This window comes from Peribacillus kribbensis DSM 17871, assembly GCF_000430765.1.
GTDB lineage: Bacteria > Bacillota > Bacilli > Bacillales > DSM-1321 > Paraperibacillus > Paraperibacillus kribbensis.
This window is the reverse complement of sequence record NZ_KE387239.1, coordinates 89,675-101,297: the sequence shown is the minus strand read 5'-3', so window position 1 is coordinate 101,297 and position 11,623 is coordinate 89,675. Positions and strand designations below refer to the sequence as shown.

Annotated in this window: 13 protein-coding genes; all 13 read right to left on the bottom strand. The window is 43.6% G+C overall.

The window, feature by feature from the left end; genetic code table 11:
- Window positions 1-43: 43 nt before the first annotated feature.
- The 13 genes from H539_RS0116400 to cccB all read right to left on the bottom strand — a co-directional run bounded on the left by H539_RS0116400 (window position 44) and on the right by cccB (window position 11,595).
- Complete coding sequence (locus tag H539_RS0116400; RefSeq protein WP_026694410.1) at window positions 44-919, bottom strand: phosphatidylinositol-specific phospholipase C/glycerophosphodiester phosphodiesterase family protein; 876 nt, start codon at window positions 917-919, stop codon at window positions 44-46.
- A 42-nt stretch (window positions 920-961) separates the two neighbouring features.
- Window positions 962-2,566 (bottom strand): phosphodiester glycosidase family protein, encoded by a 1,605-nt coding sequence (locus tag H539_RS0116395; protein ID WP_051348642.1) that lies wholly within the window; start codon window positions 2,564-2,566, stop codon window positions 962-964.
- Between the two features lie 52 nt (window positions 2,567-2,618).
- Window positions 2,619-2,750: a hypothetical protein gene (locus H539_RS33145; RefSeq protein ID WP_281171435.1), complete on the bottom strand. Its 132-nt coding sequence runs from the start codon at window positions 2,748-2,750 to the stop codon at window positions 2,619-2,621.
- Between the two features lie 417 nt (window positions 2,751-3,167).
- Entirely contained in the window at window positions 3,168-3,260 is a 93-nt protein-coding gene (locus H539_RS32860) for a hypothetical protein (protein ID WP_245602215.1), read from the bottom strand.
- 191 nt (window positions 3,261-3,451) lie between these two features.
- Complete coding sequence (locus tag H539_RS0116380; protein ID WP_026694408.1) at window positions 3,452-4,198, bottom strand: TerC family protein; 747 nt, start codon at window positions 4,196-4,198, stop codon at window positions 3,452-3,454.
- Between the two features lie 73 nt (window positions 4,199-4,271).
- Window positions 4,272-4,850, bottom strand: a complete 579-nt coding sequence (locus tag H539_RS0116375) for a TerD family protein (protein ID WP_026694407.1) — start codon at window positions 4,848-4,850, stop codon at window positions 4,272-4,274.
- 87 nt (window positions 4,851-4,937) lie between these two features.
- Entirely contained in the window at window positions 4,938-5,516 is a 579-nt protein-coding gene (locus tag H539_RS0116370) for a TerD family protein (protein WP_026694406.1), read from the bottom strand.
- A gap of 77 nt (window positions 5,517-5,593) precedes the next feature.
- The gene (locus H539_RS0116365; RefSeq protein ID WP_026694405.1) at window positions 5,594-6,190 is read right to left on the bottom strand and encodes a TerD family protein; all 597 of its coding nucleotides are present in this window, start codon (window positions 6,188-6,190) and stop codon (window positions 5,594-5,596) included.
- A gap of 257 nt (window positions 6,191-6,447) precedes the next feature.
- A complete protein-coding gene (locus H539_RS0116360; RefSeq protein ID WP_026694404.1) occupies window positions 6,448-7,884 on the bottom strand; it encodes a S41 family peptidase in 1,437 nt (478 codons plus the stop codon).
- A 263-nt stretch (window positions 7,885-8,147) separates the two neighbouring features.
- Complete coding sequence (ftsX, locus tag H539_RS0116355; protein WP_026694403.1) at window positions 8,148-9,041, bottom strand: permease-like cell division protein FtsX; 894 nt, start codon at window positions 9,039-9,041, stop codon at window positions 8,148-8,150.
- Window positions 9,031-9,717, bottom strand: a complete 687-nt coding sequence (gene ftsE, locus H539_RS0116350; protein ID WP_026694402.1) for a cell division ATP-binding protein FtsE — start codon at window positions 9,715-9,717, stop codon at window positions 9,031-9,033. Before ftsE ends, ftsX begins: the two co-directional genes overlap by 11 nt.
- Window positions 9,718-10,104: 387 nt before the next feature.
- Complete coding sequence (locus H539_RS0116345) at window positions 10,105-10,608, bottom strand: DinB family protein (RefSeq protein WP_026694401.1); 504 nt, start codon at window positions 10,606-10,608, stop codon at window positions 10,105-10,107.
- A gap of 657 nt (window positions 10,609-11,265) precedes the next feature.
- Window positions 11,266-11,595 carry a cytochrome c551 gene (cccB, locus tag H539_RS0116335; RefSeq protein WP_026694399.1) on the bottom strand — a complete coding sequence of 110 codons (330 nt, stop codon included), beginning with the start codon at window positions 11,593-11,595 and terminating at the stop codon, window positions 11,266-11,268.
- Window positions 11,596-11,623 lie beyond the last annotated feature (28 nt).

Below are 11,623 nucleotides of genomic sequence, written 5' to 3'. Positions count from 1 at the left end.
TTTTTAATGTAGTTGATTTATCTTAGATGGATTTGAACTTGAGTTACCACTTAATATGTTTTTTTGTTGGATGCGGGTCATTTTTTAGCAGGTACTCCTGCAGACCAGGCAGGTCATCGGTGTTTAAAAGGTCTACCCCTGCATTTAATAATTCCTTCCAGACTGCCTCACGGTTTGGGAGCGGCATGTCGGGAGTTGCCCAAAAACGGACCATCTGGCCATTTGTATGTGCAATTTTAACAATGTTAACAAGCTTTTCGTGTTCTGCTTTCGGCATCTCGCCAACACCCTGCCATGTGAAGTGGTTTGTCCAGTTGTCACTGATGACAGGAATGAATGAATTAGGTGTGTTTGATCCCAGGTCACTCATCCGGCCATCGTATCCAGCGTAGCGGATTGTCTGATTCTGCATCCCTTCACGATCCCGGTTTCCAGAAATGATGACGGTAATGGCGCCTTGCTTTACCTTCTTGTTTGTAAACTTTGTCAGCATATCCTTGTATTCAGCGAGCTGCTTATCAATTTCTTTATATGTGGTTTTGCCTTCTGATTTTACGTCAATCCATAGAAGGAAGTCTTTGCCGCCTTTATAAACAGAACCGTTGTTTTGCTTCACTTTTTTCTTCAAAGGATCCAAATAAAGTGTCTTTAGCGTCCGTTCTGGGCTTACGTCTGTTTCATTATGGGCTACCTGCAAGTCACCATCCTTAAGCCAAACGTCTGCTTCCACACTGGTAAATCCATGGTCAAGTGCATCGTATAGCGGGCGTGTATGCTCATAATCGTTGTGGGCATGTGCCTTTGCAAGCGGAACTACCTGTGATTCATGATTTTCTATTGCTGCTGAAGCAGGCATTGATGCAGAAAAAGGCAAAGCTGCAGCCATCGCCAATGACAATGTTAACCACCATTTCTTCATATTGTTTTCCTCCTAATTCACGTATTGTTTATTTGGTTATATTTATCTAGGTAAAAGGAGGATAGCATCTCCAACCTCGCGTTCGCCTGTTGCATCCGAAGGCCTGGTAACCATTTCATGGCCCACAGTCATTGTTGTTGAACCGCCGCCATCGAGATTCATAGCATCCTTTGCGCCAAGTGACTTCATTATGGCTGCACTTTCTTTAAAGTTTGCCCCTACACTGTAGCCAGGAGCACGTCCGTTGACCGTTACCAAAAGTAAATGGCCATCCGGTTTAATACCCACTAGTGTTCTTGGGTTTCTCTTTTCACCGAAACGATAATAAAACTCAGGATCCTCAGCCCAATGAAAGCCTTCTGCTGCGGTATTTATTGATATCTTTCCGTCCTTCACCAATCTAGGGCCGCCGTTAATAATATTCGTTGTTTTATTTGCCTCCAGCCGCTTACCATCAGCAGACACCCCGACGGAAACATTGACCTTCATTCCTTTCTTGGCATGAGCAAGAAGCCACTGAGTTGCTTCATCTGTACCTGAGAGCACCGTTCCATCCTGTGGAATATCTCCTCCTCGAGTCGTCCTGAGCTCAAGGACTTTTCCCGCCTTGTCTAAGACTGCTTCCACTCCATCACCAGAAACCGTCTTTTTACCAAATTCAGGGGTGAACGCGATCAGCTCGCTTGGGTCTTTGCAGCTAAAATCATGCTTTGGCTTTTCTGTCGGGCTGTCCCCGCCGGTTCCACCACAGCCGCGGATTAAGCCTGGCTTTCGGTTGAGACCATCCACTTCACGGACTGAACCATCCGAGGAAGCAGCCTTTTGCTCGGTAGAAACAGAGGCAATGTCCGATTTACTGCCGTCGGAAGAAAAGATAAAACTGGAGCGGCCGTTCACTGCCTCACTCAGCACCTTTCCTCCAACAACAGAAATCCCTGCGAGGTCTCCTGTTGTTCCGTCATTCTCCCCCATTACAAAATAACCGCCGTTTATGCCGGCCAATGCTTGATCTCGGGATGCCATCGAAGTTAGCTTTTCTCTTCCGGGAATCTCATCATTGCTTAATTCAGGAACAATGTTTCCCTTATAAATTTTCGGATTAACTTCTAACACATCCACCACCCATGGACCAGAGGTTTTTTGGCCATCCTCACCACTGAAAACAACTCTTAGTCCGGAATATCCATCTGATGTTAATTTCAGCTGAAGTTCCTTTGCTTCCTGCTCCGTCTTAAATTTACCTGCTCTTACAAGGAGTCCAAGATCTCCTTTTTCCTTGTCATCACTTGCCCGGTTAGAAATCCGGTCAACAAAAGGATGATAGCCCTGTTTAGACAAGCTTTCAGATAGAGTGGCTGCCTCTTCTTCTGTCTTAACAAAATCGACATCTACTGTAAAAAAGTCGTTTTTAGAAGCTTCACCACGGACAATTTTGGTGTAGGTTACACCATTCGCCAGTTTGCTTGTCTCTCTGGCTTCTTTCAAATCTGGATAACCGAGCGCTAAGTGCTTTTGACCTGTGTTTTCAGGAGCGTTTTTTGCAGCTTCAGCCTGATTTCCTGGAATATGTAAAGCGGGCAGCCCTGATACTGCCAAACTACACACTGCCACTACCGGAAACAGGATTTTGTTAATGGTCCGTTTCAAACTAATCTCCTCCTTATCTTTCTTTGTAGAATTATAGGATAAAATTATTGAGCTACTGTCTGATGTGGAAAGGTTTTCTGCAGCCGAGGCTGCTCTTGCAGGCAATTCGCTGGCCAATGTTAATAAGGGCAGTAAGCGCTGCGAATAAAATCTTCTTCTTGTTCTTTTTCTTTTTCATTTTCATTTGCTACACTCCCTAGAATAAATAAAAAATATACTACTTTTAACTATAGTGGAACGATGTAAATCCTCTAAACCAAAAATAATAAGAGATAGTAAACTATGTAAAAAATTTGTTATTTTCATTTCAATACTAGTTGTATCCAATTAGACATGCTGAATTGTTATTTATATTTAGCAGAAAAAATTATAAAACCATATGCAAAGAGCATACGGCTTTATTTTTTAAAGAATATTTAATTCTTATTTTAGCCAATGTCTCCATCTCATTAGGTGGTATTAGCATGCTAAATAAACCTGGGGCTTCATTACATTTTCTTTGTTGGAGAGTATGCAGCTTTCTGTGGTCTCGACGCCGATAATGGCACTGACTAGTGAAGCATCTTTTTCATCGGTAAAAATATTCCATGTAAAGGTCTGATTAATTCTTCAGGGTATCAATAGGGAACGAGTTTAAATAGCTTAGGGTTGAATAACCCGTTTCAAAGTCATTAATAGATAAATGAATTCCCATTTCCTTTAACGTCTGCATGGTGAAGACCGCATGCTTCGAATTGTGGATAATACTTTCGGTATGCCCAAAACGGAATCCCATTCAAACTTTTATACAAATCCGGCACCTCGCTGCCCCTGCCCCAAAAACATTTAAACAAAAAAAGGGAAAGAGACGAGTCCGTTTCTTTCCCCTTTTTATAGTGTTTATGATTACTTGTTTGTGCCAGTCTGGTGTGCATCCGTGCGGTTCTTTTTGATTTTATGAACCACAAATGTACCAAGGAAGACAACGATCAGAATGCCGAAGAATATAAGCTCTTCCAGATGGAACCAAGGGCTTACGATCATCTTGACAGCAATGAGAGCAATCATAACGAAAGCTGTTGTTTCGAATTCAGGAACACGCTCGATAAGTGCAAGGAAGAGCTGGGCTACTCCACGCATCATCAACACTCCAAGGATCCCTCCAAGGAAAAGAACCCAAATCGAATCTGAAACACCGAACGCCGCAATGACAGAGTCAATACTGAAGGCGATGTCCATAATTTCAACGGTAAGAACCGTTCTCCAGAAGCCCATATTCTTGTTTTTAACTTCTTCTTCCCCATCATCCTTATTTTTCTTAATAAAGTAGGAGAGAGAAAGATAAAGAAGATATAAGCCGCCGGCAATCTTGATCCAGGTAATTTTAATCAGGAAGACACCAAGCCCGATGGCTAAGAAACGGAATAAATAAGCTCCAATGATACCATAAAAAAGTGCCTTTTTCTGCTGTTTTTTCGGAAGGTGCTTAACCATTACGGCTAAAACCAAAGCGTTATCGGCTGAAAGGAGACCTTCAAGAATGACAAGTGTCCCAACTACAGCCCAGCTTCCCGGATCGGAAATGACCGCCTTCAGGGCATCCCAGGAAAAGAATGACCCATAACTGTGCAATAAATCATGTAAAAAGTCCATGTAATTAAATTTCTCCTTCTAAATAAAGTGGACGATGCAAAAGCACGGACTGATGCACCGTCCGCATTGAAACCTATACTTCCAGTCCGTAATTCTGGCAGAGAGCTGCCAGACCGCCTGAAAATCCGCTGCCGATCGCGTTGAACTTCCAATCGGCTCCATGCTTATAAAGCTCACAGACCACCACGGCTGTTTCCACAGAGAAGTCTTCCCCTAGGTCATAACGCAGGATTTCCTGGTCATTTTCCGCATTCACTACACGGACAAAAGCATTGGATACCTGGCCGAAGTTCTGCTTTCTGGCTTCAGCATCATGGATGGTTACCGCGATGCCGATTTTTGTTACATGGGAAGGCATCTGTGTAAAGTCGACTACGATGGTCTCATCGTCTCCTTCTCCTTCACCTGTCCTGTTGTCCCCTGTGTGCTCGACTGCACCTGTAGGACTTTTTAGATTGTTGTAAAAAACAAATTCCTCATCGTACTGGACTTTATTCTGGTCATTGGCAAGGAATGCAGAGGCATCCAGGTCAAAATCAAAGCCTCCGGAGTACTTGTTCGTGTCCCAGCCAAGGCCAATATTAACCTTTGTCAGGCCTGGATTTGTTTTAGTCAGATCGATGCGCTGACCCTTGGAAAGCTGTATCGCCATATTTTTTCACCCCATTATCGTACAATGAAAGCTGGATGGAAGGAAGCTGTATTTCATTTCCATCCGCCTTCCTGCCTGAATCTGTTATTACACGTTTAAGCCAAAATCGCGTACAAGTGAAGCCAGTCCGCCCTGGTAGCCGCTGCCGATGGCATTGAACTTCCATTCTCCGCTGTGGCGGTACAGCTCGCCTACTACGACGGCTGTTTCAATGGAGAAATCTTCTCCCAGGTCATAGCGGATCAATTCTTCGTTGCTTTCAGGATTAAAAATACGGACGAAGGAATTGGACACCTGGCCAAAGTTTTGATTGCGTGACTCTGCTTCATGGATGGTAATGGTGAACGTAATTTTCTCGATGTTCGCAGGAACACTGGAAAGGTCGATTTTGACCTGCTCATCATCGCCGTCGCCTGCACCTGTCAGGTTATCGCCAGTATGCTCTACCGCGCCGCCGGCACCCACAAGATTATTGAAGAAAATGAAATCCTGCTCAGACGCACACTTGCCTGAAGCATCCAGCAAGAATACGGAAGAGTCCAGATCAAAATCATTTCCGCCATCATATTTATTTACATCCCAGCCAAGGCCGACAACAATGTTTTTCAGGCCTGGATTAGATTTTGTCAAATCTACTTTTTGTCCTTTTGATAAAGAAATTGCCATGTTAAAACCCTCGCTTTAATTAGTTTTTGTCCTCTATTAAGTGATTCCCATTATTGAGTGGAGTAAACAGCCTTTCATTAACGGAAGCGGTTTGCGATGTCACCGATGGAAAAGTCATTTGTTCCCTGTCCCACCGCGGAGAATTTCCATTCTCCATTATGACGGTACAGCTCGCCTGGGAATAATGATGTAAGACCTGAATAGTTTTCTGTAAGATTGAATTTAATCAGTTCTTCATTATTGCTGGAGTTCACCACTCGGATGAACGCATTCTGAATCATCCCAAAATGCTGTTTGCGCTGCTTGGCCTGATAGATGTTCACGACGAAGACCAGCTTATGTACATCCTGGGGCACCTTTGTAAGATCGACCATGATCTGCTCGTCATCGCCTTCACCCGCGCCGGTCAAGTTGTCTCCAGAGTGCTTCACGCTGCGGCATTTACTAGTCTTGTTTCCGAAGTAGATCAGGTCCTTCTGGTCTCTCAGCTTATCATTCTGATCCAGCATCAATACGGATGCATCGCAATCCACATCAGCTCCGCCGCCCAGAAGACTGCCGAATAGACCTCCCTTTTTTACCGGATCCCAGCCCAGCCCGACCGTAATATTGGTCAAACCAGCCCGGCCCTTAGTCAAATCGATCTTTTGACCCTTTTGCAATGAAATCGCCAATTCCTGCACTCTCCCTTACTTTGACATACTTGAGATATCTAAAATTTTATCATTTTTATCTCCAAGTTCCAACAAATTACACAGAACCCGGCAGCCCGCCGGGCACCTTTCCCTACACTAATACGGAAGCCCGGAGAAAAGGTTTCAACTTTTTGAGGAAAAATCTTAGGATTGGGGTCATGCACCATGAGAAGCCTTGCGGCACGGGAAATGGGCAGTCCCCATAAAAAAGAGCCCCCGCATCCGGGAGGCTCTGGTTATTTGGCCAGGTAGCTGAGGGCCATGCGGAGCTGGAGGTCGTGCTGCTCGTCTTTTACATAGTCCGCGGCGGCCTGCGTGATTTCGCGCGCTGTTTTAGGACTTAATATGCCGGTCGGCTTAAGTTTTTCATGAGACTGGAAGGCTTTAATTGCGATTTCGGTTTTGTCATCGAAGTAGCCATCCTCGCGTCCTGTTTCAAAGCCCAGATTGTTCAGCATCACCTGGGCGTGCTTGATCTGCTCGTCATTGTCATCCCTTTCAAAGGATTCCTCGATCGAAAGCGGCTGCGTATTGAAGATCGCCGGCTGGCTGATTTCGATCGTCGGCTCAATCCCTTTTTTATGGATCCAGTTTCCTTCAGGTGTCAGCCATTTATACAGAGTCAGCTTGATATTGCTGCCATCTTCCATCGGCACCGCCTGCTGCACAGTCCCTTTCCCGAAGGTCTTCTCCCCGATCAGCTGATAGCCTTCTGCTTCCTTTAAGGCTCCCGCCAGGATTTCCGCAGCGGACGCACTTCCTTTATTGATCAGGACCGCGACTTTATACGGTTTTTCTTTTTTCAGCGTCGTATAATACGCCTGTTTATCCCCATTACGTTTTTGAATCTGGATATATGGCTTATCTTTGGTAACAAATTCACCGAGAATTTCCTGGACAGAGGAAAGCAGCCCGCCCGGGTTTCCGCGCACATCAATGACCAGTCCTTTTATGTCTTCCTTTTCAAGGGATTTCAGCTGCTTTTCAAAGTCCCTGGCTGTATCCTCCGAAAACGTCGTGATCGCGATATACCCGATTTTTTCGCCCTTTCTTTCCTTCAACTCAGAACTGACAGTCTCAATCGGGATTGTCTTGCGGACGATGCTCATTTTGATGGGATTCGCCACACCCTCCCGCTTAATCTCAAGTTTGACAGCCGTCCCTTTCTCCCCCCTGATCTTCAGGCGTGTATCATACAGATTTAGCCCTTCAACGCTTTCTCCATTGACTTTTAAGATTTGATCCCGGGGCTTTAAGCCTGCTTTTTCAGCGGGAGAGTTTTTGTAGGGTGAAATGATGATAATCTTCCCATCCTCTTCCCCTATTTCCGTTCCGATCCCTTCAAAAGAAGAATCAAGTGACTCATTGAACTGCTGGGCGGTCTCCCGGTTCATATACACCGAGTAGGGGTCCTTCAGCGTAGACAGCATCCCCTGGATGGCCCCCTCCTCAAGCTGATTTCCCTTTACTTTTTCCACATAGTTATTCTTGATCAGATGGTAGGCCTGCTGGACTTTTTCCAGCTGTACTTGCTCGGAGCTGCTTTTGCTCTCCGCTCTTTGGGTAAGCCCTGCCCCCTCATCCCCCCATTTCATGCCTGCATACATTCCTCCAGCCGCCCCGGTAATCAGCGACAAAGCCACCGACAGAGGCACCACCCACTTTTTGCCCATAAAAAGCTCCTCTCTCCTACTGCTCAGGAATCATCTTCAGCAAACTATCTAACCCGTTTTGCGGGAAAAGGACAAGGCTATCTCTTTTTATATATGCCGGGCTTGTACGCATTATGTTTATGGTCTCTTCTTTAGTAACTTTGGAATAACACCTGGCAAAGGGTCGGCTGGACTTAAAATTCGTATTTTCAGAGACACAAAAAAGGCTGCAGCCACACACGATTTTCACCGGGTGTACCTGCAGCCTTGGACTGTCTCTATTTTTATACCTTTAAGAACTTCCTTACAGACATCACGCTTCCCCAGACTCCGATCAATGCACCTAAAAGCACAAGGATGATTGAAATTTGGATAATGAAGGGATTCACCTGCAGAAGCTCGACAAATTTAATTTGGATGTTTTTCCCTACCGTATCATAGATATAGGAATATACCCCTGCAATCACTGCGATAGGTACGATGGCACCCAGAATCCCAAGCCATGCGCCTTCAAGGAAGAAAGGCCAGCGGATGAAGCTGTTTGTCGCACCAACTAGCCTCATAATCTCAATTTCTCTTCTTCTCGCTACAATGGTAATCTTAATCGTGTTTGAAATCAGGAACATTGCGGTAAATAATAAGGCAATGATCAATACGATTCCAATATTGCGGGCTACCTCTACCACATTAAACATCTTTTCGACATAGCCCTGGCCGTATTTAACAGATTGTACATACTGATATTTTTCAATCGTTTTTGCTGTTTTTATAACATCCGTAGGCTTTTTGGTCTTGACTACATATACATCACTCAGAGGATTGTCCTGTTCAAACAGCTTGAAGGTCTTTCCGTCACTGCCCATGTCTTTAATCAGGTTGGTCAGCTCTTTCTCTTTTGGAGAAAACTTAGCAGAATCCACGGCAGTTATCTGATTGATCTTCTGTCCGATCAGTTCTTTATTCGCTGCATCTGCAGAGGGATCCAGATGGACCCTGATTTCCACGTCTTTTTGGATATTATCAGCAATATGATTTAAATTCATCATAATGACAAAGAATACACCGACCAGGAGCAAAGTCACCGTTACCGCACTGATCGAAGCAAATGTCATCCAGCCGTTTCTCGTCAGGCTCTTCCCGCTCTCCCTGAAATGGCGTTTTATTGTTCTAAAGCTCATAGCCGTACTCTCCTTGCTGTTCATCACGTACAATCCGTCCGCTCTCAATAGCGATTACGCGACGTTTCAAATTATTTACAATATCTCTATTATGGGTAGCCATTACAACAGTTGTTCCACGGTTATTGATTGCTTCAAGGATATTCATGATTTCCCAGGAGGTTTCAGGATCAAGGTTTCCTGTCGGCTCATCGGCAATGACAACCTGAGGAGAATTCACAATGGACCTTGCTATCGAAACGCGCTGCTGCTCTCCGCCTGACAGTTCAGTCGGCAGCATCCGGGCTTTATGCTTCAGGCCTACCAGATCCAGCACTTCCATGACTCTCTTTTTAATATCCTTTGGATGCTCCTCGACCACTTCCATCGCATAAGCCACATTTTCAAACACAGTCAGTGTCGGCAGCAGCTTGTAATCCTGGAAAACGACGCCAAGATTGCGGCGGAACAAAGGAACCCTGGTATTTCTCAGCTTGGAAAGCTGAACTCCGTTGACTGTAATAGTACCGGTCGTTGGCTTTTCCTCACGGTACATCAGTTTAATGAAAGTAGACTTCCCGGCACCGCTCGGACCCACCACATATACAAACTCGCCTTTATCGATTTTTATATTGATCCCATTAAGTGCAGTAACACCATTGGGATAGGTTTTATTAACCTGAGACATCTCTATCATTCATTTTTCACCTTACCTTTTCATTTCGGAAATTATGGATCATCTATTATAAATCACAAGGACATTTTTAGTTTCTTACAATAAAAAAGACAAAAAACAAGAAATGGCTAAGCAATTTCCCCTCTTCGTCTATCTCATTATAGCACTCTATTTTAACAGATTTAAGTCTATTAATATTACAAATATATTTCACCGTGAAATATCATCAAAAAATTCATTATGAATTCTATTCATTTCCCATTAGGTCTTTTTTACCGAAAAGCAGCTGTGGAGGTGTAAAAGTGATTACAGCATGGCTCTATTTTGTGAATTAATAAAGGCTCTATTCTCATTGAACAGAGCCATTGCCTTTTATTTATTTTCCAAAAGCTTAAGATCAAAACGATATTAAAGTGGAGGATTGTCCATTCCTAAATGAATCCAATCCTCTTTCGGTGGCCCGTATACCCCAAATGGTTTTAATCCTGCTTGTCGAATAAGAATTGTAGCCTGTCCACGATGATGAACAATATGTTTAATTAAACCCATCAGAATTGATGCATTTGTTTCCTTTCTTCCGAAAGCAATTTGAATTTGTTTCAAAGAGTCATCTGTCCAATGTTGTTCAATAGCCTCGGCTGCTTGAGCACTTACCCTTTTGAAAGTTTCAGCGATTTCTTTTGATGTTGCCGGAACATTTTCAGCATTTTCAAGATTTTCCATTTCAACACCAAATTTGTTTAAATAATTTGGAATATTTGTAGTGAAATGCCACAAAATTCTACCCAAAGTACGTCCTTCAGGATAGACTTGTTGTTTTAATGAATCATTTGTCAAGCCATCCAAAACTTGTTGAGTAAGTATGGCTTCTTTATTCCATTCTTTGATAAAATCAGAAATTGTTACATACATAAATAATCCTCCTTTGTTCAATTTTGTGACAATATATTACTCAAAATTCATTATAAAACAGTTGTTCCCATCTTCCAATACTCCTCTTAATCAAACGTTCCACGTTATTTTGTACATAAAAATGATACGTATTTGTATAGGTACACTATCCATTGTCCCCTGACAATTTGTTATACATTTTCCTATGCGAATTTCAGTGTACATTACATTGAAATGGCTATACACGAATAAAAAATGACTTCAAATAAATAAAAGCAGGTTGAGAAACACGAAAGGTTTTCTCCGCCTGCTTCTGTCTTTGTTCATCTGGTTACTCCCGTTTAGGATTTGATCGGAAGGATCAGCATAAGTATGAGTGAGCCAAAAGGGCTTAAATAAGGGGAGGAATTACCCTTATTGACTCAAAAAACGTAAAAATGAAAGAATTTTCTTTGCATAAGGGGAAATCTTCCCCTTATATCCTGCTAAACGAGCTCCATTTTAAATTTAACGGGAAAATCTCCCTTTATTTTTGCTTTTGTCTTTTATTGAAAGTGCTTTTTGTATCTCCTAACCCCTCCCAATTAAAAGCACCTGGAAAAATGGTCCCTTTATAAGTAAAAGGACCGTCCAAAAAGCAGGTTTTCCCCCACTTCCTCGACAGTCCCTTCCTTCTGCTTATTTTTTCTTTGCCAGCCAGCCTGCTACTGCCTTTGCGTCATCGCCTTTTAAAATATGCGCCGGCATCTGGCCTTTACCGTTTTGGATGATATTTTCGATTTCGGCTTCGGAATATTTAGATCCGACTTGGTTTAAAGCAGGGCCGAATCCGCCCTTAAGATTGCCGCCATGGCAGCTTGAACAGCTGCTTTGGAATAGATCCTCCGCACTGCCTGCGGCCGTTTCGTTAGTACCGGATTTTCTTCCATTTGAGTTATCATTGGATCCGCCGCATGCACTCAGGGCCAGTGAGGTTCCCAGAAGCAGCATGATCATTCTCTTTTTCATTCAGATCGCCCCTTGTCCATCTCTTTCT